Annotated in this window: 19 protein-coding genes and 1 pseudogene; 11 read left to right on the forward strand and 9 right to left on the reverse strand. The window is 58.7% G+C overall.

All coding sequences use genetic code 11. The features are described 5' to 3' along the window. Positions 1 to 30 precede the first annotated feature (30 nt). The 6 genes from ACM6IV_RS27575 to ACM6IV_RS27600 all read right to left on the reverse strand — a co-directional run bounded on the left by ACM6IV_RS27575 (position 31) and on the right by ACM6IV_RS27600 (position 6,984). The gene (locus tag ACM6IV_RS27575; RefSeq protein ID WP_414872591.1) at positions 31 to 1,266 is read right to left on the reverse strand and encodes a hypothetical protein; all 1,236 of its coding nucleotides are present in this window, start codon (positions 1,264 to 1,266) and stop codon (positions 31 to 33) included. A 50-nt stretch (positions 1,267 to 1,316) separates the two neighbouring features. Continuing rightward, positions 1,317 to 1,817 (reverse strand): CS1 type fimbrial major subunit, encoded by a 501-nt coding sequence (locus ACM6IV_RS27580; RefSeq protein ID WP_414872499.1) that lies wholly within the window; start codon positions 1,815 to 1,817, stop codon positions 1,317 to 1,319. A 33-nt stretch (positions 1,818 to 1,850) separates the two neighbouring features. Further along, entirely contained in the window at positions 1,851 to 2,594 is a 744-nt protein-coding gene (locus tag ACM6IV_RS27585) for a molecular chaperone (RefSeq protein WP_414872500.1), read from the reverse strand. 44 nt (positions 2,595 to 2,638) lie between these two features. After that, positions 2,639 to 3,859, reverse strand: a complete 1,221-nt coding sequence (locus tag ACM6IV_RS27590) for a hypothetical protein (protein ID WP_414872501.1) — start codon at positions 3,857 to 3,859, stop codon at positions 2,639 to 2,641. A gap of 4 nt (positions 3,860 to 3,863) precedes the next feature. After that, positions 3,864 to 6,386, reverse strand: a complete 2,523-nt coding sequence (locus ACM6IV_RS27595) for a CS1-pili formation C-terminal domain-containing protein (protein ID WP_414872502.1) — start codon at positions 6,384 to 6,386, stop codon at positions 3,864 to 3,866. A 106-nt stretch (positions 6,387 to 6,492) separates the two neighbouring features. Next, complete coding sequence (locus ACM6IV_RS27600) at positions 6,493 to 6,984, reverse strand: CS1 type fimbrial major subunit (RefSeq protein WP_414872503.1); 492 nt, start codon at positions 6,982 to 6,984, stop codon at positions 6,493 to 6,495. A gap of 497 nt (positions 6,985 to 7,481) precedes the next feature. On the opposite strand from ACM6IV_RS27600, the gene ACM6IV_RS27605 reads away from it, so the two are divergent. Beyond that, positions 7,482 to 8,057: a PadR family transcriptional regulator gene (locus ACM6IV_RS27605; RefSeq protein WP_414872504.1), complete on the forward strand. Its 576-nt coding sequence runs from the start codon at positions 7,482 to 7,484 to the stop codon at positions 8,055 to 8,057. Continuing rightward, a complete protein-coding gene (locus tag ACM6IV_RS27610; RefSeq protein WP_414872505.1) occupies positions 8,054 to 8,842 on the forward strand; it encodes a siderophore-interacting protein in 789 nt (262 codons plus the stop codon). Before ACM6IV_RS27605 ends, ACM6IV_RS27610 begins: the two co-directional genes overlap by 4 nt. 102 nt (positions 8,843 to 8,944) lie before the next feature. Here the strand turns inward: ACM6IV_RS27610 and ACM6IV_RS27615 are convergent, their stop codons facing one another. Then, positions 8,945 to 9,586, reverse strand: coding sequence for a Pr6Pr family membrane protein (locus ACM6IV_RS27615; protein WP_414872506.1), 642 nt, complete (start codon positions 9,584 to 9,586; stop codon positions 8,945 to 8,947). A gap of 1 nt (position 9,587) precedes the next feature. Beyond that, positions 9,588 to 9,818 carry a VF530 family DNA-binding protein gene (locus ACM6IV_RS27620; RefSeq protein WP_123453874.1) on the reverse strand — a complete coding sequence of 77 codons (231 nt, stop codon included), beginning with the start codon at positions 9,816 to 9,818 and terminating at the stop codon, positions 9,588 to 9,590. A 299-nt stretch (positions 9,819 to 10,117) separates the two neighbouring features. On the opposite strand from ACM6IV_RS27620, the gene ACM6IV_RS27625 reads away from it, so the two are divergent. The 3 genes and pseudogenes from ACM6IV_RS27625 to ACM6IV_RS27635 all read left to right on the forward strand — a co-directional run bounded on the left by ACM6IV_RS27625 (position 10,118) and on the right by ACM6IV_RS27635 (position 14,991). After that, on the forward strand, positions 10,118 to 11,479 hold the full coding sequence (locus tag ACM6IV_RS27625) for a carbohydrate porin (protein WP_414872507.1): 1,362 nt from the start codon (positions 10,118 to 10,120) through the stop codon (positions 11,477 to 11,479). Positions 11,480 to 11,707: 228 nt separating this feature from the next. Then, positions 11,708 to 14,119 (forward strand): glucose/quinate/shikimate family membrane-bound PQQ-dependent dehydrogenase, encoded by a 2,412-nt coding sequence (locus tag ACM6IV_RS27630; protein ID WP_414872508.1) that lies wholly within the window; start codon positions 11,708 to 11,710, stop codon positions 14,117 to 14,119. A gap of 507 nt (positions 14,120 to 14,626) precedes the next feature. Continuing rightward, a pseudogene (locus tag ACM6IV_RS27635) lies at positions 14,627 to 14,991 on the forward strand (DUF6124 family protein). Positions 14,992 to 15,089: 98 nt separating this feature from the next. Here ACM6IV_RS27635 and ACM6IV_RS27640 read toward each other — a convergent pair. Continuing rightward, positions 15,090 to 15,500, reverse strand: a complete 411-nt coding sequence (locus ACM6IV_RS27640) for a hypothetical protein (protein WP_414872509.1) — start codon at positions 15,498 to 15,500, stop codon at positions 15,090 to 15,092. 392 nt (positions 15,501 to 15,892) lie between these two features. On the opposite strand from ACM6IV_RS27640, the gene ACM6IV_RS27645 reads away from it, so the two are divergent. The 6 genes from ACM6IV_RS27645 (at position 15,893) to ACM6IV_RS27670 (ending at position 22,131) form a co-directional block, all read left to right on the forward strand. After that, positions 15,893 to 16,345 (forward strand): hypothetical protein, encoded by a 453-nt coding sequence (locus ACM6IV_RS27645; RefSeq protein ID WP_414872510.1) that lies wholly within the window; start codon positions 15,893 to 15,895, stop codon positions 16,343 to 16,345. Between the two features lie 35 nt (positions 16,346 to 16,380). After that, on the forward strand, positions 16,381 to 17,010 hold the full coding sequence (locus ACM6IV_RS27650) for a hypothetical protein (RefSeq protein WP_414872511.1): 630 nt from the start codon (positions 16,381 to 16,383) through the stop codon (positions 17,008 to 17,010). Between the two features lie 683 nt (positions 17,011 to 17,693). Next, positions 17,694 to 20,111: an endopeptidase La gene (gene lon, locus ACM6IV_RS27655; protein ID WP_414872512.1), complete on the forward strand. Its 2,418-nt coding sequence runs from the start codon at positions 17,694 to 17,696 to the stop codon at positions 20,109 to 20,111. 250 nt (positions 20,112 to 20,361) lie between these two features. Beyond that, a complete protein-coding gene (locus tag ACM6IV_RS27660; protein ID WP_414872513.1) occupies positions 20,362 to 20,856 on the forward strand; it encodes a hypothetical protein in 495 nt (164 codons plus the stop codon). A gap of 235 nt (positions 20,857 to 21,091) precedes the next feature. Further along, a complete protein-coding gene (locus ACM6IV_RS27665) occupies positions 21,092 to 21,484 on the forward strand; it encodes a protease inhibitor I42 family protein (protein ID WP_414872514.1) in 393 nt (130 codons plus the stop codon). 2 nt (positions 21,485 to 21,486) lie between these two features. Then, the gene (locus tag ACM6IV_RS27670) at positions 21,487 to 22,131 is read left to right on the forward strand and encodes a lysoplasmalogenase (RefSeq protein ID WP_414872515.1); all 645 of its coding nucleotides are present in this window, start codon (positions 21,487 to 21,489) and stop codon (positions 22,129 to 22,131) included. The last annotated feature ends 24 nt before the right edge of the window (positions 22,132 to 22,155 follow it).

A 22,155-nucleotide genomic window follows, 5' to 3' on the forward strand; every position in this document is an offset into this window, starting at 1 on the left:
GCAGCCGGCCCCATCGAGGGGCCGTGGACGCTAGCCAACCTCTGAATCCCAAATCACCGTGACACTGCCCGAGTAACTTCGGGCAGTGCCGGGTTTGATCATTTCCTCTACATCATCACGGGGCACTTCAAAATGCAGGGTGCCGACTTTGCGATCCAGGTAAAACCCTGGCTGAAACAACTCGGTGCCACTGCCATCGCGCAACAAGCGGCGACGATTGACCGGCTGCCCGGCGCCATCCGTCAGTCCGTTGGGCAGTGTTACGCTGGTTTCCAGCGCAACCGTGTGGCCGGCATTCGGCTCCCACAGCGCACAGTTGTTGCCACTGTGGTACGGGCATTGCAGGCTCATCTTGAAGCGGCTCGAGGCCGAGATATTGAACGTCTGGTCACGGTAGAGCCGCGTCGGCTTGCGCCCCTGATTCAGCCACGATTGCCAGCCGCCCTGCGGCTCCAATACCACGCGATTGCCCCCGGGAGGGATGTCCACTTTCAACGTATGAGTGACCCGCAGATTGAAATTGAGGGTCAGCAACGAATCGTCTGGAATCATCACATCACCCATGTCGAAGTCCCCGTTCGGGCCAACGGTATAAGTGATCGAGCCGGTGTAATTACCCGCGTCCATCTGCAGCGGATTGGGTGTTCGCAGTTCGTAGGCGTAGACGAAAAACAGGTAACGCATCGACTCCGGAATATCGAATTTTGCCCGTTTGCTGCAGACGCCAGCGCCCGTCGGCACTTTCCAGAAACTGTTGTACCCGTAATTACCCGAGGAATAGGTGCCGACCCCTTGACAGGGTGGCGGTGCATACATCCACGCGCCGCCCTCCCACAGATCATGCCAGGTGCCACCACCGGTGATATTTCCGACCGTGTCCGGCAACTGGGTTTCATGACCGATGCCGGCAATTCGCAGTTGCAGCAGCTGTGTGTCACCGGATTCATGGGTGACGATCACATCACGCCAGTCGGACGGGACTTTGGCCATACCACCCTGGCGCGGATCGGTATGGTTGGCCAGGATGGGCCCGTTGGCCGTGAAGGGAATCGCCGCCACCAGACTGAACAGACCGAACGGCTCACACGCCCACGGCGCCTGCCGGCAGAACCCTTCGGACGGGGTCCGATTCGTGAATTGATTGCGATGCGGATTGGCGAAATCCGGCTCGAACGTGGCTTCGATGTTGTGTACTTCGGCCGAGGCAACCCCGGTCACCGTGACCAGCAGCCAGGCCAGCCAGATGCCGCGCGACGAGGACTTCAAGTAGTTCACAGCGTTCTCCAGAGCCAACAATGCTGGCTTCACAATAGGTCTCACGCGCCCGGCGTCCTGGCGTTGAACAGCAACAGCACATTGCCGCTGTACTCCCCGGCGCGATAACCGCCGGCGGGTTTGATCGGGGCGATCTGCAGCAACACTCGCGTGCCCACCGCCGCCTCATCTCTGGAAACCACCTCGCGCGGGGTCGCCTGCGCGCTGAGTTCCACACCGTTGAACGAGACGCTCAGGTTGATCTCTTCACCGGCCCGGCCATTGGACAGATAGGGTTCGGCTTCCAGCCGCGCTTCGATGCCGCTGGTGTCGTGGCGCACGTCGAAGTACCTGCGCACGCTGCTCAGGCTTTCCGTCACAGGGTTCCAGTCGAGCCGTTGCGGACGGTGGATCCAGTCCGGTTCCGCCGGAATAATGTAAAAGGGACGGCTGGGAATGGTCAGCGACACTTCAAAGGTGTGCTCTTCGCGGGCCGCCCAGACGCTGCTGGTGGTCAGTCCGGTCATGGCCATCAGCGCGACGGCGGTGCATTGTTTGATCATGTTGGTTACCCGTTGCGTCAAGGGGACGCCGGCCTAGCGGCTGACGACCTTCAGGGATTTTTTCTCCGTGCCTTCGACCAGGAAAAAGCGGTATTCACGGCCCTTTTCCTTATCGAAGGCGAAGGTCTTGCCGGCCAGCACATGGTGTTTGGTGGTCGCGCCGCAGTCGGTTTCCTTGCTCAGCGAGCAGCTTCTGAATTCATCAACCACCACCACCGTGTTGCCATCGTTGCGCAGCTCGTAGCGGCTCTCGGTGTCATTGATGACGGTGGCGTAGCGGGCATCCTTGGGCCGTACGAAAAACACCGTGCCAAAACCGGTCATCACGTTGACCCCGGCCGTCAGGGACTTTTTGTAGTCCTCGCGTTCCTCGCCAGTCACGGCGAATTCGTCTTCCTTTTCCGGCACTACCGGCACGAAACGCACGCGAAAGTAGCGCTCGCGATCACGCTCGCCCATGTACAGCAAGCGCGTGCCCTGCATGCCTTGCGCGGGAACGATCAACCGCGCCGGGCTGGCCATCAGACCGTTGCGCGAGGCACCGTCAGCGGCATTCACCACGGGAATTTCCTGCGGTTTGCCCTCGGCGTCGTAGACAATCTCCAGCACGTTGACCTTGACGAACGCGGTGGCATCACCGCTGTTGAACACCCGTTTCAGATAAGTACTCTGGCCGGCATCGAGATAGTCGTAGACCGTGCCGACGTTGATCTGCGGGCCGGCCTGCGCCGTGAGGCAAAACACGCTGAGTACGACCGACAAAAGACTGCGTTTCATCGTTTTGAACTCCTGAACAAGAAAGGCTGGTCGACTCCCGAGGCTCATGCTTCGGAGTCCCAGATCACCGTGACATTGCCGATGTACGTGTCTCTCTGCCCCGGCCGGAGAATGAAATCCATATAGGTCTGCGGTATCTCGAAATGCAGGGTGCCCACTTTGCGGTCCGCATACAGATTCGGCCGAACCCCAAGTGCCTCGTTTTCCCCGATGCGCAAATAACGCCGTTTTATCGGTTGCCCGTCAGTCCCGTTCAAACCATCCGGCAGGCTGATACTCAGTTGCACGGCGGTGACACGTTGAGTTGCCGGATCTTTCAACAAGCAATCGAAGAGGCCGCTGAACTCGCACTCAAGCATCACCTTGAAACGCGATGAAGCCGAGATATAGAACATCTGGTCGCGGAAGATCCGGGTGGGCTTGCGGCCGCTGTCGAGCCAGCTGCGCCAGCCCCCTTCGGGTTCAAGCACGACCTTGTTGCCACCCGGTGGCAGATCGACCTTCAAGGTGTGCTGCACGTCCAGCACGAAGTCCAGGGTCAGGTTCCCGTCATCAGGCATGAACCCGGGTCCGAACGTGAAATCGCCGGTAGGGCCGATGGAGTAACTGATCGAACCGGTATAAAGCCCGGAAGACATACCCAGCGGATTGGGCGTACGCAGCTCATATGCAAAATCCAGGGTGTCGAACGTCATCCACGGAATACTGAGGTTCGCGACCTTGGTGCACTCGGCTTCGACCGGTGCTTTCCAGAAAAACCGATAGGTTGTCGGGGAGTACGCGCCGACACCGCTGTACTGACATGGCGCCGGTGCATAGACCCAACTGCTGCTATCCCACAACGCTTGATGCGCTGCACGCAGATCGGTCCCGCCCGCCAGATCGAGCGCTGAATGACTGAGAATGAATTCGGACCCGATACCGATAATGCGTACTTCGACGATTTCGGTTTCCTGGGTGTCGGCATTGATGACCGGCAATTGCCGCCAGTTCGCCGGGACCTTGATCGGGATGCCATCACCCGGTAGCAGCGGACGCAGGGAGGGCGCGCGCATCGGCATCTGAATGCTGAACATGTTGTTCTGCGCACATTCACCAGGATACTTCGCGCAATAGCCACTGTTTGGCGTCTGGTTAACGAACACGTTCTTGTTCGGCTGCGAAGAATCGGGCTGAAACATCGCCCGTATTTCCTGGGTGGCCGCCTCCGCGCGGGGCATGGCCAGCGCCAGACACACCCCCAGTATTTTCGTGGACAGTTTCATCGGTTCAACCTGCCTTCTGTTCGGTGAGGGCGATGTCGGCCAGGGTGTCCGGGGTACAGCGCAGATCACCGATCATCAGCACATTGTTTTCGCTGCGATGGCGGTTTTCCTCCAGGCGGAACTGGCACAACAACTGGTTGCCCTGACGCACTTCCAGCGTCGGGGAACCGGCGTTCATTTCCATCGAGAAGAACCCGTCGACTTCAGTGACCCCGCGACTGGCGTGATTGATCACGTGATGCCCCTTGAGCGGCCTGCCTTGGCCGTCGACGAGACGGCCGAGTACGGTCAGGGTGCGCATGACGCGGATCTTGCGGTACTCCACGCCGCCCTTGTTCAAGTGATAACGGGTGCGCGCCGGGGCGATGGTGGCGGCCGGGACGTGGTTGCCTTCGAAGTCGAAACTGACCGAGCTGTTCTGGTACGCGGTGATCGGGATGAAATTGCGCCCTGGCTTCAGCGGCGCGCTACCGCCGCTGTAGTCATCGGCACGCAGCAGGATGTCGTCGACATCCGATTCGACATCGACAATCAATCCCGCACCGCGCATTTCGGTCTGGCTGGTCATCAGCATTTTCTGCCCGCCGACCACCAGCGTACTGTCCACGTTGAGACCGCCAGTGAAGTTGCCGTTGTACGACGAACGTTGAATGAAGCCATCGCCATTGACCGCGTCGGTGCGGAAGTTCGCCAGGCTCGACATGCCCAGGCCGTAGGTGTCGGTGAGCGCCGTCACCGAGACGCTTTGCAGCACGTGATCTTTGAGATCCTTGCGCCAGCCGAGCGAGGCATTGTTGTCGCGCTGGCCATCGCGGGCGGTGCGCGAACCGATGCTGCCGGTGAGCTGCTGACCGGGGGTGCCCAACGCCAGGTTGACGCTCAGATCGACGCCGCGATTGCGCGCATCCCCACTGCTGTAACTGCCCGGTCGGTCGAACACCGACAAGCGCCAACTGGCATCGCTGCCAAACAACGTGGTGCGTTGCGTCCAGCCGAGGTCTACGCCCATGCCTTCGACGTTGCCCTCACTGTGGGCCACCCGCGCATTGATCGTGCTTTTGCTGTTCACCCGGTGGTTAAGCGCCAGCGAGGAATTGCTGGTCTGGCCGACGAACACATTGCGCGGGCGAATACGCGTGCCATCCGGCAAGGTGTCGTAGGTGTTGGTGGTGTCGAGCCAGCTGCGGTTGTGGCTGACAACGAGGCTGCCGGAACCGTAGTTGTAGAGACTTTGCAGGTCCAGGCCGGTGCCGTAGTCCTCGGTCTTGTAGACGTTGGCATAGAGGCTGATGTGATTGGCCAGCGTCCAGTCGATGGACGTGCCGTATTGCAGTTTTTCGCGGATCTGTCGCGCCGACACTCCGAGAATCACCCGCGGGTGCAGCAGGTAATTGACCGCCGCACCGGCAGTGGGGCTGCCGCTGGCCTGGGTGTCCCAGTTGCTCAGCAACTTGCTTTCCTCGCCAGCAAAAACGTTATAGCGCCAGCGGTCGTCAAGGTTGCGCCAGTTGCTGGGCTTGTACACCAGCTCCTGAGTGGTGGAGGTGATCTGGCCGTCTTCGACCAACCGCACTTCCACTTCATAAATGCCGCCGGGCAATGGTCGGGTATCGAGGGTCTGCAAACCGGCGGGCACCGACTGGGTGTTGATCAGCAGGCCATCGCGATAGATCTCCACCGAACCCTGGCGGTTGGCGGTGACATAGATCGGGTAAACGCTGGGCATCGGGCTGTTGATGGCCAGGCTGTCGGAGCTGCCATACATGATGCCGACGGCGGTATCGGGGCTGGTGCCGAACGTGCGCGGTTGGCGGGTCAGCCCTTCGGAATTGGGGGTGAAATAGCCCAGGCGGAAAAAACTGCCTTGCAGTTCGCGCTGGGTGTGCAGCTCGTGAACGGCGTGATAAAGCTTGTCATCCGGCCCGCCGAGACGTGCCAGTTGCAGGTTCAGCGTCTGGCTCCAGTTGCCCAGACTGCCACTGGCCTCAAGACCGAAGCGGCCGCCCGGATCCTGATCCTGACCGCCGTTGAGGTTGAGCTGATTGCGCACCATCAGGCCATGGCTGCCGTCTTCCGGCTGCTCGTAATAACGCTTGGCTTCGAGGTCGCGTTCGGCGTTTTCGGTGAGGATCGATACCAGCGAATTCTCCAGGTTGTAGTGCACGGCCAGCACCTGATCCGGACAAGAGCCGGTGCAGTTGCCCAAGGGCACGCCAGGTTTGAGATAGGCCGCCCACTTCTCCCGTTCGGCAGGGCCGTAGCGGTTTTCGCTGGTGTCGGTGAATTCGAGCAGGGTGATGCGATCGTCGCGGGACAACACCACCATGGCCTCGCCCAGCGGCTGCTGATCGAGTTCGACCCGAACCGCCAGCGGTACATCAAAGAAATGCTCCTCGAAATCCGCCGGCAGGCCTTTGGCCTGAGCCAACAGACTTCGCGGCGTGGTGCCGGCGGAGTTGGAAGCCACGGCTGCGCTGGCACAAAACAGCAGCGCAAGCGCAGCCGCGATGGGAGTCATCGGGAACATGAACTTTTACTCTGATTACGAACGGTGGAAGTCCACCGGGGGCAGACAGCGCTGCCCCGGTGGTTAACACTGGCGAAACGTCAGCGTCAGATACCGGATCACTCAATCAAGGAGTGATGACCGGAGGAACGGCGTCGAAAGTCAGCGCGACAACACCGGTGTAATCACCCGGCTGGAAGTTAGAGCCGATGGCACTGATCTTGAGTGGCGCGCGGAAGTTGACATCGGATTCCGCTTCGCCAACAACTTCCTGTGGCGTGGTGGTGAGGGTTTTGTTGTTGATCGCCACTTGCAGATCGATGGTGCTCGAACCGGAGATCAGTTTCGGCGCGGTATCGACACTGGCGTGAACCGAACCGTTGTTGTTGCGCACGTCGAAGAAGCCATTGACTTCGCCCATCTTGCCGGTGCTCGGCTGATAGCTCATGTCCTGATCCTTGTTGACCAGATCCGGGTCAGTCGGCACCACATAGAAGCCGTTGGTCGGCACGTGAGCGATGATGTTGATCGAGTGAGCGGCTTCACCAGCGGCGAACGCTCCCGAAGAACCCAGGGCCAGAAGTGCCAACGGAGCAGCGATTGCGATTTTCTTGAACATCGTTCAGTACCTTGTTTTCTTGATGAGAAGGAATGATTGAAAGTTCAAGTCAAACGCCAGGGGAGTTGAGCCAGATCAACTTGAACTTTCAATGCCGGGGCATCATCCGCTCTCAGCTCTGGAAAGTAAGCAAGTAACTTCCTATAAGCTCGTAGTTAAACAACCCCATGACCCGCAAGAAAAAAGAACAAAATAACGACATTCGAAACAGCGCCTGTAAGTGATGCCCTACATACAGATAAAGTTAAAAAACCATACAGCACTTTGACCTAGACCTCATAGGCAATTAGTTGAACTTTAGAATACTTGCTCAAATTAAATAGAGCTTTGACTTTAACCGCAAAGTTATCCGCAGCGAGCATTTGCCAAAATTGATGGGTTGCATTCCAACGGAACCGCGCCGCTCGTCCGGCAACCGCAGACCAGCCAAAAAACGTCTTGCGCCAGCCTTAAGATATATCTTAAGTTGTATCTAAAGATGACGAGAGAAGACGAAGATGAGAGACCATCATTCCCCCCACCGCGAACACGGCGACGGCCGCGACGGCTTTGAAAAGCGTCCCGGACGTGAACGCGGCGGCCGCGGCCCGCGGGTATTTGCCCCCGGGGACCTGAAACTGCTGCTGCTGGCGCTGGTGGCTGAACAGCCCTGCCATGGCTACGACCTGATCCGCCAGATCGAGGGGATGTTCGACGGTGCGTATAGCCCGAGTCCGGGCGTGATCTACCCGACCCTGACGTTTCTGGAAGAAAGCGAACTGATCAGCGGCGACGCCGAGGGCGGTAAAAAACGCTACAGCGTCACCGAGACCGGACGTTTATCACTCAGTGAGCAAGCGGTGGCGCTGGATGGCGTGCGCATGCGCATCGATGTCAGCAAACGTTCGCTGCGCGGCCATGACCGTCCGCCGGAAATCCACGAGGCGGTGCACAACCTGCGCCACGCCCTGCAACTGCACCACGGGCGCTGGAGCCCGGAAGAAATCCTGCGCGTGCGTGACCTGCTCAACGACACCGCGAAAGCCATCGTCGACGGCCCTGCCGTTCAACCTGTTTCGGAGAAAAGCGAATGACTGCAGTCGATACGCAAACCATTCACCGCGTGATGCACGAAATCAAACGCCGCAAGCTGGAAGTCCTGCGGGTGACCGACCTGACCCCACGCATGCGTCGCATCACCCTCGGCGGGCCGGAACTGGCCGGGTTCATCAGCCTGGGCACGGATGATCACGTCAAGCTGTTGTTCCCGCAGAACGCCGAACAGGCCGCCGCGCTGGAGACGATGCAGCTCGGCGCTGGCAAGGGCGACGGGCCGATGCCGGAGATGCGCGACTACACGCCGCGCCGCTACGACCTCGACACACTTGAACTGGATATCGACTTTGTCCTGCACGGTGACGGCCCTGCGTCGACCTGGGCGGAACAGGCCCAACCCGGTCAATTCCTGCACATCGGCGGGCCGCGCGGTTCGATGATCGTGCCGGACATCTTCGACAGCTACCTGCTGATCGGCGATGAAACCGCCCTGCCCGCCATCGCCCGCCGCCTCGAAGGCCTGGCGGCCAATCGCAAGGCGCTGGTGGTGATCGAAGTGGAAAACGGTGCCGAGCAACAAGTGCTCGAAAGCGCGGCGCAGGTCAATGTGATCTGGGTGTTGCGCGAGGGTGGCCGCGACAATCTGCTGACCACGGTGAAGCAATTGCAGGTGCCTAAAGGCAATCTGTATGCGTGGGTGGCGACCGAAACCAAGGTTTCGCGGCAGATCCGCCGGGTGCTGATCGATGAGCATGGGCTGGATGAGCAACTGATCAAAGCGGTCGGCTACTGGCGCGCCGAGGGCACTCCCGAAGAAGAGTGATATCCCCTGTAGGAGTGAGCCTGCTCGCGATAGCGGAGTGTCAGTCAATAAATTTGTGACTGATTGACCGCAATCGCGAGCAGGCTCACTCCTACAAGTGCTTTAGCTTCGTGCAGATTCCCAGCGGTCGAGGCCGATCAGCGCCAACCCGATCAGCACAAACCCCACCAGAATCCCCCCCGCATTGATCAGCACCTGTGGATAACCCAACACCGCCACATCAATGAACGGATACGCATACGCACCGAGCAAATGCCCGCGCAGCAAGGCGTAGATGAAATACACCAGCGGATAAATCAGCCACACCGGCAGATGCCACCAGCGCAACGTGCCCTTGGGCACGCAGCACCACCAATACCCCAGAAACAGCAACGGCATCAGATCGTGCAGCAATTCGTCAGCAATAAACTGCCAGCCTTCCGGGTGCCATAAGTGCCGCAGCAAAATGCTGTAGGCGAGACCGACCACAACAATGCTCACGGTAATCCCACTGCTGACCCACGGCTGCAAAAACCAGCGGCGCGCCGCGGATTCACGCGTGGTGACGGCACAGGTCAGCACCGTCGCCACCAGCGTGTTGGTCAGAATCGTGAAGTAACTGAAAAAGCTCACCAGCCCGCCCAACAGGCTGGCGCCGACGCTCAAACGCGCAAAGAGAATCAGGTAAAGCTGAATGCCCAACCCCGCCCAGCCCAATACCGCGGCGCAGGTGATCAGGCGACGGCGCCAACAACTGGCGTCCATGTCAGAGCGGTCGCTTGGTGCGCATCAACTTCACGTACAAACGCTCGACCTTCTCCCGCGCCCATGGGGTTTTGCGCAAAAACGTCAGGCTCGACTTGATGCTCGGGTCGCTCTTGAAGCAGCGAATATCGATGCGCTCGGCCAGCCCCGACCATTCGTAATGGGCCACCAGTGCGTTGAGGATCTGTTCAAGGGTGACGCCGTGCAGCGGGTCGGGGGTGTGTTCGTTCATGCCAGGCCTTTGGACGAAGTGAAAATGCACAAGCCGCGCACCTTAGCCGAGGGGGTGATCGGGTGGAAGGCCTGAGTTCAAATGTAGGCCAACCTGAAAAGATCGCAGGCTGCGAACCGGCCGACAATGCGCCCGTTTGCCGCACTGTTACCGAATCCGAAACGCTGCATGTTCACAAAAGGCCTTTGTGTTTTTGTAACAGATCATTATCCTGCCGCCCTTCCGCTGAATCGCTTCACTGCCTGCGACTTATTGAAGCACTCAGCTCGCACCCCGAAAACACCAAAAAAGACCGACCCATGCCTGATTTTTCCTTCTCCAGAGACAGCGCTATCTCCACCCTGCGCACCCTTGGCGGCTGCACCGCTCTGAGCCTCGCCACCTGCGCGCAAGCGGCGCCCGCGTTCGACAGCGAATCACCGTACATGCTCGGTGACTGGAACGGCACGCGCACCGAACTCTCGGAAAAAGGCTACGACTTCAAGCTCGATTACACCGGCGAAATGGGCAGCAACCTGCACGGCGGCTATGACCACGACCGCACGGCGCGCTACAGCGATCAGTTCGGCCTGGGCACACACCTGGACCTGCAAAAGATCCTCGGCTGGGACGACGCCGAATTTCAACTGACCATCACCAAGCGCAGCGGCAACAACATCAGCAACGACCGCATCAACGACCCGCGCGTTGGCGGCTTCACGTCCGCGCAAGAAGTCTGGGGCCGTGGCCAGACCACACGCCTGACGCAGATGTGGTACCAGCAGAAATTCTTCGATCAGAAACTCGACATCAAGGTCGGCCGTTTCGGCGAAGGCGAAGACTTCAACAGCTTCCCCTGCGACTTCCAGAACCTGGCGTTCTGCGGCTCCCAGGTCGGCAACTGGGTCGGTGGCATCTGGTACAACTGGCCGGTCAGCCAATGGGCGCTGCGCGTCAAATATCATCTGACCCCGGAGCTGTACGCACAAGTCGGCGCTTACGAGCAGAACCCGTCGAACCTCGATCGCGGCAACGGCTTCAAACTCAGCGGCAGCGGCACCCAAGGCGCGATCCTGCCGATCGAACTGGTGTGGACGCCGAAACTCAACGGTTTGCCGGGCGAATACCGCGCCGGTTACTACTACAGCAACGCCAACGCCAGCGACGTCTATAAAGACAGCCACGGCCAACCGGCGGCCCTCAGCGGCGAAGCCTACCGCAGCGCGTCGAGCAAACACGGCGTGTGGCTGGGCATCCAGCAGCAGATCACCAGCGTCGCCAGCGACAACAGCCGCGGCCTGAGCGTATTTGCCAACGGCACGATGCACGACAAGAAAACCAACGCGATCGACAACTACGTGCAGGCCGGCATCACCTACAAAGGCCCGTTCGATGCGCGCGCCAAAGACGACATCGGTTTCGCCCTCGCCCGCGTGCATGTCAACCCGGCCTTCCGCAAAAACGCCGAAGCCAGTAACCGCGCCAACGCCGTGTACGACTACGACGACCCGTCCTTCCTGCCGCCGCAAGACACCGAATACAGCGCCGAGCTGTATTACGGCGTTCATGTGACGAACTGGCTGACCGTGCGCCCGAACCTGCAATACATCCGCCACCCCGGTGGCGTGAACGACGTCGACGACGCCCTGATCGGCGGGATCAAGATCCAGTCGTCGTTCTAAAGGTTTACGCGAATCCCGAATGTGGGAGCGGGCTTGCTCGCGAAAGCGGTGTGTCAGAAGGCACATGCATCGACTGACACGACGCCTTCGCGAGCAAGCCCGCTCCCACAATGGGGATTTATGAAATTCGTTAGCTAGACAAGTTTTTATCTGAACCATGCCTGTGCCAAATCGTCATCTAAAGTGACTACAGCGCGGGACTACATAAACGTCACGGAGAATCACACTATGAGCACCGAAAGTGCTTCGAGTCGGGGCCGTCTGCTACCGAGCCTGCTCGGCATTCTGCTTCTACTGATGGGCCTGGCCATGCTGGCCGGGGGGGTCAAGCTGAGCATGCTCGGCGGCTCGCTGTACTACCTGCTGGCCGGTATCGGCATCGCGCTGAGCGGCATTCTGTTGCTGATGCGTCGTCGCGCGGCGTTGGGCCTGTACGCCATTGTCTTGTTTGCCAGCACCGTTTGGGCGCTGTGGGAAGTCGGTCTGGACTGGTGGCAACTGGTGCCACGTCTGGCCCTGTGGTTCGTCCTCGGCTTCGTCATGCTGCTGCCATGGTTCCGTCGCCCGTTGCTGCTCAACGGCCCAGCGCCGATGGGCACCGGTGGTTTGACTATCGCTGTGGTCCTGGCCGGTGTAACCGCGTTGGCCAGCCTGTTCACCCATCCGGGCGAAACCTTCGGCGAACTGGGTCGCGACACGGCGGGCACCACCAGCACCGCGCCAGCCATGCCTGATGGCGACTGGCAGGCCTATGGCCGCACCGAGTTCGGTGACCGTTACTCGCCGCTGAAGCAGATCACCCCGGCCAACGTCGGCAAGCTGCAAGAAGCCTGGCGCATCCAGACCGGCGACCTGCCGACCGCGGATGACCCGGTCGAACTGACCAACGAAAACACCCCGCTCAAAGCCAACGGCATGGTCTACGCCTGCACCGCGCACAGCAAAGTGTTGGCCCTGGACCCGGACACCGGCAAAGAACTGTGGCGCTTCGACCCGCAGATCAAGAGCCCGGTCGGCTTCAAAGGCTTCGCCCACATGACCTGCCGTGGCGTGTCGTACTACGACGAAGCCGCCTACGCCAAGTCTGAAAACGCAGCTTCCGCGGTGATTTCCGAAGCCGGCAAAGCCGTTGCTCAGGCTTGCCCGCGCCGTCTGTACCTGCCAACCGCTGATGCCCGCCTGATCGCCCTGAATGCCGACACCGGCAAGATCTGCGAAGGCTTCGGCAACAAAGGTGTGGTTGACCTGACCCAAGGCATCGGCCCGTTCACCGCTGGCGGCTACTACTCCACCTCGCCAGCGGCGATTACCCGTGATCTGGTGATCATGGGCGGTCACGTCACCGACAACGAATCGACCAACGAGCCATCGGGCGTGATCCGCGCTTTCGACGTGCGCGACGGTCACCTCGTGTGGAACTGGGACAGCGACAAGCCAGACGCCACCGAGCCCTTGGCACCGGGCGAAACCTACAGCCGCAACTCGGCGAACATGTGGTCGCTGGCCAGTGTCGACGAAAAACTCGGCATGGTTTACCTGCCACTGGGCAACCAGACCCCAGACCAGTGGGGCGCTGACCGCACCCCGGGCGCCGAGAAATTCAGCGCCGGTGTCGTTGCGCTGGACCTGGCCACCGGTAAAGTGCGCTGGAACTACCAGTTCACCCACCACGACCTGTGGGACATGGACGTTGGCAGCCAGCCAACCCTGCTCGACATGAAAACCGCCGACGGCGTGAAACCGGCGCTGATCGCCCCGACCAAACAGGGCAGCCTGTACGTCCTCGACCGTCGTGACGGCACGCCGATCATCCCGATCAAGGAAATCCCGGTCCCGCAAGGCGCCGTGAAAGGCGACCACACCGCACCGACCCAGGCCCGTTCGGACCTCAACCTGCTGGCCCCGGAACTGACCGAAAAAGCCATGTGGGGCGCGAGCCCGTTCGACCAGATGCTGTGCCGGATCCAGTTCAAAGAACTGCGTTACGAAGGCCAGTACACCCCGCCATCGGAACAGGGCAGCCTGATCTATCCGGGTAACGTTGGTGTGTTCAACTGGGGCGGCGTGTCGGTCGACCCGGTTCGCCAAATGCTGTTCACCAGCCCGAATTACATGGCCTTCGTTTCGAAAATGGTGCCACGCGAGCAAGTCGCCGCCGGCAGCAAACGCGAAAGCGAAACCGCTGGCGTGCAGCCAAATACCGGCGCCCCTTACGCGGTGATCATGCACCCGTTCATGTCGCCATTCGGCGTACCGTGCCAGGCCCCGGCCTGGGGCTACGTGGCCGGTATCGACCTGACCACCAGCAAAGTCGTGTGGAAACGCAAGAACGGCACCAGCCGCGACAGCTCGCCAATCCCGATCGGCTTCACCCTCGGCGTGCCAAGCATGGGCGGCTCGATGGTGACTGCCGGCGGTGTTGGCTTCCTCAGCGGCACCCTCGACCAATACCTGCGCGCCTACGACGTGAACAGCGGTAAAGAGCTGTGGAAATCGCGTCTGCCGGCGGGTGGTCAAGCGACTCCGATGACCTACACCGGCAAGGATGGCAAGCAATACGTGCTGCTGGTTGTCGGCGGTCACGGTTCGCTGGGCACCAAAATGGGCGATTACATCATTGCCTACAAACTGCCGGAATAAGATTCAGCGGCGGTAAAAATGAAGGCGATGTCTCGTGAGGGACATCGCCTTTTTTGTGCACGCCATTTCAGAATTCACCACAAACCCTGTAGGAGTGAGCCTGCTCGCGATAGCGGTATGTCAGTCAATATCTTCGGTAACTGATTTACCGCCATCGCGAGCAGGCTCACTCCTACAAAGGACGGTATTCGTCCTACAGAAGCGCATTGTCAGCGAGAGTTTTCCGACAAGTCGCGTCGGTTGTGCCTCGGAAATCGGCTGGATAGGCTCGGGGGGTCGCTGCAAATTCAGCGAACGGGCGTCGCGGCCCGATAACTGATGCATAATCGCCAACCTGACGGCACCTCGGTGCCCGTTGTTAGTGTCATGGCGGCTGTGCGCGGGATACCGTCCTTGGAGGTATGCCGATTTCTCAGTTATCGGTCCGCGAACCCGCGTACAGCTGCCACCTCAGATTGCGTCGCGGCAATCGAAGGCAGCTCCATTTTCACCAACTGAGTATTCATCATGAAAAAGCCAACACCCAATCCGCCAGAAACCGAAGACACCACCCCCTACGAATTCCCCGGTTCGAAAAGATTCCACGAAGCCGCCGACCGCGCTCTCGACCACTACCTCAAACCCAACGCCCTCACCCTGCGCTTCCACAAACCCAGCACCATGTTCCAGGTCGCCCCTGAACAGGACAGCGAAAGCCTGCTGGTCCACGCCTGCGAACACTGGCCCAGGCGAGCCTGATGACCAGCGACATAGCCGCCTACATCGACCTGCCGCAGCGGCGCACGATTCTTGCGATTCAGCAGATCATCATGTTGGCAGAACTGGCGGTAAACCGCGTGCTGGACAACCTTGAGCTACCTGCTCAAGGCTGAGAATGACAAGCCAGGCGCCTGAGTGGTGTGCAATGGCCTGCCATTGCAAACCCACCCGCGCGCGGCTTTCTACGCGCCCATTGACTAGCGCTATAGGCTTACGGGGTCGACAGCAAATCAAAACTGCAGAGAATATCCCGCTCGCCTCCCACTTCTGTAGGGATGACTCCATTAAACGAACCTTTGTAGGTTCCTTTTTCCACATCAAAGTCGATATTGAACGTTTTGGCTGTCGTTAATTCGGATCGCAACTTCGCGAAACCGGAGGTAGTTTCAGATTCACCGATATAAAGGAGCCGATCAAAAGTGAGCGTCTTGTTTGACTCGTCAAGTTTGAAAATTAAATAAAGGGATCTGAAATTGAAGAAATCACCCTCCCTGGCGGAAATGTGAAGATTGCCACCAGAAAAAGAAACGTTGATGGAGTTCACCGCGAGATCAGGGTGCCCCTGAATCTTCGCGTTGAATTCTCCCGTCGTACCCGGTGTAACAATACGTTTACCAGTCATTTTCAGCTCCATTGAATTACTCAGTAAAGTGGCAATGGTAAGGGCTGATTTGAGAGACATATAACTGTCAGGTCTGACAGGTTTTTAGACCGTTTCCATTGAATGGCGCTGATTAATATATCCGCACGCCCTCGGGTGCTTGATAACTCGAAACTCAACCATACCCACCATACGGTTTAACCCTGGCACAAACTTGCCCGCGAACAGGCTGTTTCAGCCAGCAAACCAGTCGACTGAAGCGGCGCATACGCGGGCAGCCCCGGTCCTGTGCTTGATCAGCATTGCAGCTCCTATATACCCATATCAAGAGACCTCATCGCGAAGAAGTATAAAAAACTGTCAGACATGACAGTTCACCGGTTTTACCCGCCCACTCATTACAGGAAGCCCCCATGTCCCATCCAAAGGCATCCCCGGCAATCTGGGTAAACGGTATTCTTAACATTAATGTAAAAGGCACTATTGGCGGCACCCCAGTCAATCTGACCAGCTACCTGACGAGCAGCATTTTTGCGTCTGTCAGCCCACTCGGCGGTTACAAATTTTCGTTCGAAGATAATCACAGCTCATCGAGCCGACGAGCACTCTCCATCTCGCTTCGCAAGTTGCTGGATCCTTCAATTGCTGGCTACTTTGAATATGTCGTGACCGAACGAGGTATTCAGCCTTATGACTACGAAGTGACATCCTCTTCCGGCATAGCTGTAAGCCAACTCAATGACAGCCTGTACTTATACTCCCTCGATGACTTGAAAATTTCCGCCAAGGCAGTCCACGGTGATGAAACGCGTGAGCTCACCGGTAACGGATACTTTTTTCTCCAAGAACTGGCTTACCCTATCTAACCAGCAGGTCAGGACTTCAGTCATCGGAGTTATTCGTGCGTCTGCCTTTCCGTCACAGGGAGGAAACTGACGGAGGACGCACGCCGACATGCAATACCGAATCGAACTCAAACTCTGAAAAGCCCCTCACCCTAACCCTCTCCCGGAGGGAGAGGGGACTGATCGAGGTGTTTGGGAGAGATACGCCGACGTGCGATACCGAGTCGAACTCAGATTCTGAAACAGATCAACAGCCCCTCACCCTAGCCCTCTCCCAGAGGGAGAGGGGACTGATCGAGGTGTTTGGTAGAAGTACGCCGACGTGCGATACCGAGTCGAACTCAGATTCTGAAACAGATCAACAGCCCCTCACCCTAGCCCTCTCCCGGAGGGAGAGGGGACTGATCGAGGTGTTTGGGAGAGATACGCCGACGTGCGATACCGAGTCGAACTCAGATTCTGAAACAGATCAAAAGCCCCTCACCCTAGCCCTCTCCCGGAGGGAGAGGGGACTGATCGAGGTGTTTGGGAGAGATACGCCAACGTGCGATACCGAGTCGAACTCAGATTCTGAAACAGATCAACAGCCCCTCACCCTAGCCCTCTCCCGGAAGGAGAGGGGACTGACCGTATTGTTTGGGAGAGTTACGCCGACGTGCGATTGCCGTGTTGAACTCAGATTCTGAAACAGATCAACAGCCCCTCACCAGCCCTCTCCCGGAGGGAGAGGGGACTGACCGCATGCACTGGAAGAGATACGCCGACGTGAAATACCGAGTCGAACTCAGGTCCCGAAAAGCCCACAAATCGGCCCCCTCTCCCTCGGGAAAGGGCTGGGGTGAGGGGTAAATTCACCACAAATCCAAAGCCGACCACGCCCCGCTCTTCACCACTCAATAGGCCGAGTGTCAGCTCGCCTGCTCTTGATCTTGATCTTGATCCACGGGCGACGTCGGAAGGCTGAGCGGAGGGATTGATCCGGGCGTGGGAGCGCAGCGACCGTTTGGCGAAGCCAAACACAGCGAGAGGAGGTGCAGCGAAGCAAACCGGAGACGCTGCGCCCGGATCGATCGCGCAGCGAAGGAACCCCGAGCCCCAGCGAGCGGGCCGTACGTAGGAGCAAGCGTTTTTGGTTACTTTTGAGGCGTTTGTCAAAAGTGACCCGCCGTCAGGGCGGAACCCTAATCAGCAACACCCGCAATAACGGATATACACACCAAACACCCCCAACATGGTCGGCCCAAAGGCCGCCAAGTCAAAGCGTGAACCCTGTCAAAACCCTGAACACACAAGCAGAAACACCGCCCCCCATTGAAACCACCCAACCCCTGCCCCATCTAAGACCCATACCCTATTGCGCAGGTGCCCCATGACCGACCAGCAAGAATTCCCGGAAAACCCCGACGACTACACCGAAGCCGAACACATCGAACACACTTCCTCCGGCAAAGGCCTGGCCCTGCCCGGCCAGAACCTGCCGGACAAGGTCTACATCATCCCGATCCACAATCGCCCATTCTTCCCGGCCCAGGTCCTGCCGGTCATCGTCAACGAAGAACCGTGGGCCGAAACCCTCGAGCTGGTCAGCAAATCCGAGCACCACTCCCTGGCCCTGTTCTTCATGGACACGCCCCAGGAAGACCCACGCCACTTCAACACCGACGCCCTGCCGCAATACGGCACCCTGGTCAAAGTCCATCACGCCAGTCGCGAAAACGGCAAACTGCAGTTCGTCGCTCAAGGCCTGAGCCGCGTACGCATCAAGACCTGGCTGAAACACCATCGCCCGCCGTATCTGGTTGAAGTCGAATACCCGCACCAGCCCACCGAGCCGACCGACGAGGTCAAGGCTTACGGCATGGCGCTGATCAATGCGATCAAGGAACTGCTGCCGCTCAACCCGCTGTACAGCGAAGAGCTGAAGAACTACCTCAACCGCTTCAGCCCCAACGACCCGTCGCCGCTGACCGACTTCGCCGCCGCGCTGACCTCGGCCACCGGCCCCGAGCTGCAAGAAGTGCTCGACTGCGTACCGATGCTCAAGCGCATGGAAAAAGTCCTGCCGATGCTGCGCAAGGAAGTCGAAGTCGCGCGCCTGCAAAAAGAGATCTCGGCAGAAGTTAACCGCAAGATCGGCGAGCATCAGCGCGAGTTCTTCCTCAAGGAACAACTCAAGGTCATCCAGCAGGAACTCGGCTTGACCAAGGACGACCGCAGCGCCGACCTCGAACAGTTCGAGCAACGCCTGGAAGGCAAAGTCCTGCCGGCGCAGGTGCAGAAGCGCCTTGAAGAGGAAATGAACAAACTGTCGATCCTCGAGACCGGTTCGCCGGAGTACGCGGTTACCCGCAACTACCTCGACTGGGCGACGTCGGTGCCGTGGGGCGTGTACGGCGAGGACAAGCTCGACCTCAAGCACGCGCGCAAAATCCTCGACAAACACCATGCGGGCCTCGACGACATCAAGGACCGCATCCTCGAATTCCTCGCCGTCGGTGCCTATAAAGGTGAGATCAGCGGCTCTATCGTGCTGCTGGTCGGCCCGCCGGGCGTGGGTAAAACCAGCGTCGGCAAATCCATCGCCGAATCCCTTGGCCGGCCGTTCTACCGTTTCAGCGTCGGCGGCATGCGCGACGAAGCCGAGATCAAGGGCCACCGCCGCACCTACATTGGCGCGCAGCCGGGCAAACTGGTGCAGGCGTTGAAAGACGTCGAGGTGATGAACCCGGTGATCATGCTCGACGAGATCGACAAGATGGGCCAAAGCTACCAGGGCGATCCGGCCTCGGCGCTGCTGGAAACGCTTGATCCGGAGCAGAACGTCGAATTCCTCGACCACTACCTCGATCTGCGTATGGACTTGTCGAAAGTCCTCTTCGTCTGCACCGCCAACACCCTCGATTCGATTCCCGGCCCATTGCTGGACCGGATGGAAGTGATCCGCCTGTCGGGCTACATCACCGAAGAAAAAGTCGCCATCGCCAAACGTCACCTGTGGCCGAAACTGCTGGAAAAGGCCGGTGTGTCCAAGGGCAGCCTGAGCATCAGCGACGCCGCGCTGAAAGCCTTGATCGACGGTTACGCCCGTGAAGCCGGCGTGCGTCAGCTGGAAAAGCAGATGGGCAAACTGGTGCGCAAAGCGGTGATGAAGCTTATTGATGACCCGAAAGCGGTGATCAAGCTCGGGCCGAAAGATCTCGAAGCTTCGCTGGGGCACCCGGTGTTCCGCAACGAACAAGTGCTGTCCGGAACTGGCGTCATTACCGGCCTGGCGTGGACCAGTATGGGCGGTGCGACCTTGCCGATCGAGGCCACACGAATTCACACGCTCAACCGTGGCTTCAAACTTACCGGACAACTGGGCGATGTGATGAAGGAGTCGGCGGAGATTGCTTACAGCTACGTCAGTTCGCACCTGAAGCAATTCGGCGGTGACGCGAAGTTCTTCGACGAAGCCTTCGTCCACCTCCACGTCCCCGAAGGCGCGACACCGAAGGACGGCCCGAGCGCCGGCGTGACCATGGCCAGTGCGTTGTTGTCTCTGGCGCGTAATCAGCCACCAAAGAAAGGCGTGGCGATGACCGGCGAACTGACGCTGACCGGGCATGTGCTGCCAATTGGCGGGGTGCGCGAGAAAGTAATTGCGGCGCGTCGGCAGAAGATCTTCGAGTTGATTCTGCCGGAACCGAACCGGGGTAACTTTGAGGAATTGCCGGATTATCTGAAGGAAGGGATTACCGTGCACTTCGCCAAGAAGTTTGCCGATGTGGCGAAGGTGCTGTTCTGATAGCCCATTAGCGTCTCCTTTGTTGTTACCGCAATCCCGATGAAATTGGGGGGTTCACACTTTTGTGATCCCCCATGTAGCACCACCCTGATTCCGGAATCCACCCACCTCGACATTGGCCCTTTATAGCACTTTGCACGCAGCTCTATCGCGATCAAATATAAAAACCTGTCAACATTGACAGTAGTTCCAGAATTTCAGCACCAGGATAATCTGCAGGCCTCCTTCGATACCATAAAGGAATGTCCGCATGCCATCTGCCATCCTTGTGCCAAAAACTTTTTACCGCCTTATTGGCGAACTGAATCTTTCAACAAACCGAGGTATCAATCTTCACTCAACAGATATGGCCGTCAGTCTTTATACCGACGCTCGTTCAATCCGCTTTTCCATCAATAAATACGCTGATTTCAGCAACCGCTATTTGACTTTTCTATTGAGCAAGAATATCACCAGCGGCCTTCATACATGGGGCAGTTCCGACGACTTCAAAAGTTCTACTTATATTGAGTATTTACGGGAGGAAGATGAACTCAAGCCTCTGATTCCACTTCAATACGAGATCACTCAGGGTTCGTTGACGATTGATGTTGAAGAGCACGGGATTGGGCAGTTGATCTACAACGTAAAAAAATTCGACATCACATTGAGAGAGGTGTCCGGTAGCAATGAGATCCAGCAGTTGAATGGACGCTTCGTCGCGGGCATCGATACAGTCATTATCGACCGTCCGGCTGGCAATTAAAAAACTTGCCACAAAGCAGACTAAACCGAGTGAAGTAGTCAACCGTCGGGTTCGCGACTGTTAGCGGGTTGGCCAGAAGAGGGCGATAAATATAATTCGCCAATTTTGGTGCAATCCCGCCCGGTTGCTGACCTGACCCTCTTTCAGCGCTTATCCCTACGTTACTGACTGTCACACTTTGTCTCATCTTCAGTTATGCTCGCCGTTCGTCGACAACGCCGGAGCCGCTGACCTTATGTCCCCAACTCGCCTGTTTCTCCCCCTCGCCCTCTCGCTGCTGGCCGCCTGTGCCACGCAACCGAAACACAACGTGACCGTGGAAAAACAAAGCGAATGCCCCGTGAAACTTGCCAATGGGCAGAACCTGATCGTGACGCTGCCAAGCAATCCGACCACGGGTTATCGCTGGGCCATTCAGGATTCCGCTGGCGGCGTGCTGCGCGCGCTCAGCCCCGAGGTTTATAGCAATCCGGAAGATGCCGGCGTGGTCGGCGCGGCGGGAATTTCCACGTGGCGCTTTCAAGCGTTTGCCCCCGGCACCGGGCGTCTGCGCCTGACTTCGCAACAGCCGTGGGCGCCGGAAGTGCTGCCGGTGGAAACCTTTGACTGCGCCATTTCGGTGAACTGAACGTGGGTTGGCTGATTCTGGCGTTGATGGGGGCGGTGACGTTTCTCTACGGTGCCAGCACCCACGCGGCGTTGCTCTGTCTGCTGGTCAAACCGTTACCGGTGCTGGCGTTGCTCGGTTGGCTGCATGATGCGCCGCCCAGCGAATACCGGCGCTGGATCAGTCTGGGTCTGATTTTCTCGCTGCTGGGTGATGTATTGCTGGCATGGCCCGGCGACCTGTTTGTATTCGGCCTCGGCGCGTTTCTGGTGGCACATCTGGCTTATCTGAAGGCTTATCTGACTGACTGCAAGCGTCTGGCAATTCTGCCCCTGGTGCTTGCTCTCAGTGTTGGGGCGGTGCTGCTGGGTCTTCTGATTTCCAGCGGTCTTGGGCCATTGCTGGTGCCGGTGATTGTTTATGGCACGGCGATCAGCGCCATGCTCTGGCGTGCCCTCGCTCGTCTTGGAACTGAAGTGCCGCAACGTTCGGCGCTACTGGCGGCGGGTGGTGCGCTGGCGTTTGTATTCTCGGACAGCGTGATCGGTATCGATCGCTTCGTATCGCCATTCCACGCCGCGCCGTACGTCATCATCCTCAGTTACTGGCTGGGCCAGTGGGGCATTGCAGCCTCGGCGTTCTCTCAAAGTAAACGCGCCAGCCTTTAGAAGATCGCAGCTTTCGGCGGCTCC

The sequence above is a fragment of the Pseudomonas sp. IT-347P genome, from assembly GCF_949768005.1.
Taxonomy (GTDB): Bacteria; Pseudomonadota; Gammaproteobacteria; order Pseudomonadales; family Pseudomonadaceae; genus Aquipseudomonas.

What these genes read in the sequence shown, in the direction of transcription:
- ACM6IV_RS27610 (WP_414872505.1), top strand. Translation starts at nt 8,054, where the DNA reads ATGACTGCAGTCGATACGCAAACCATTCACCGCGTGATGCACGAAATC.
- ACM6IV_RS27585 (WP_414872500.1), bottom strand. Translation starts at nt 2,594, where the DNA reads ATGAAACGCAGTCTTTTGTCGGTCGTACTCAGCGTGTTTTGCCTCACG.
- ACM6IV_RS27640 (WP_414872509.1), bottom strand. Translation starts at nt 15,500, where the DNA reads ATGACTGGTAAACGTATTGTTACACCGGGTACGACGGGAGAATTCAAC.
- lon (WP_414872512.1), top strand. Translation starts at nt 17,694, where the DNA reads ATGACCGACCAGCAAGAATTCCCGGAAAACCCCGACGACTACACCGAA.
- ACM6IV_RS27595 (WP_414872502.1), bottom strand. Translation starts at nt 6,386, where the DNA reads ATGTTCCCGATGACTCCCATCGCGGCTGCGCTTGCGCTGCTGTTTTGT.
- ACM6IV_RS27580 (WP_414872499.1), bottom strand. Translation starts at nt 1,817, where the DNA reads ATGATCAAACAATGCACCGCCGTCGCGCTGATGGCCATGACCGGACTG.
- ACM6IV_RS27615 (WP_414872506.1), bottom strand. Translation starts at nt 9,586, where the DNA reads ATGGACGCCAGTTGTTGGCGCCGTCGCCTGATCACCTGCGCCGCGGTA.
- ACM6IV_RS27665 (WP_414872514.1), top strand. Translation starts at nt 21,092, where the DNA reads ATGTCCCCAACTCGCCTGTTTCTCCCCCTCGCCCTCTCGCTGCTGGCC.
- ACM6IV_RS27620 (WP_123453874.1), bottom strand. Translation starts at nt 9,818, where the DNA reads ATGAACGAACACACCCCCGACCCGCTGCACGGCGTCACCCTTGAACAG.
- ACM6IV_RS27625 (WP_414872507.1), top strand. Translation starts at nt 10,118, where the DNA reads ATGCCTGATTTTTCCTTCTCCAGAGACAGCGCTATCTCCACCCTGCGC.
- ACM6IV_RS27600 (WP_414872503.1), bottom strand. Translation starts at nt 6,984, where the DNA reads ATGTTCAAGAAAATCGCAATCGCTGCTCCGTTGGCACTTCTGGCCCTG.
- ACM6IV_RS27660 (WP_414872513.1), top strand. Translation starts at nt 20,362, where the DNA reads ATGCCATCTGCCATCCTTGTGCCAAAAACTTTTTACCGCCTTATTGGC.
- ACM6IV_RS27605 (WP_414872504.1), top strand. Translation starts at nt 7,482, where the DNA reads ATGAGAGACCATCATTCCCCCCACCGCGAACACGGCGACGGCCGCGAC.
- ACM6IV_RS27645 (WP_414872510.1), top strand. Translation starts at nt 15,893, where the DNA reads ATGTCCCATCCAAAGGCATCCCCGGCAATCTGGGTAAACGGTATTCTT.
- ACM6IV_RS27590 (WP_414872501.1), bottom strand. Translation starts at nt 3,859, where the DNA reads ATGAAACTGTCCACGAAAATACTGGGGGTGTGTCTGGCGCTGGCCATG.
- ACM6IV_RS27630 (WP_414872508.1), top strand. Translation starts at nt 11,708, where the DNA reads ATGAGCACCGAAAGTGCTTCGAGTCGGGGCCGTCTGCTACCGAGCCTG.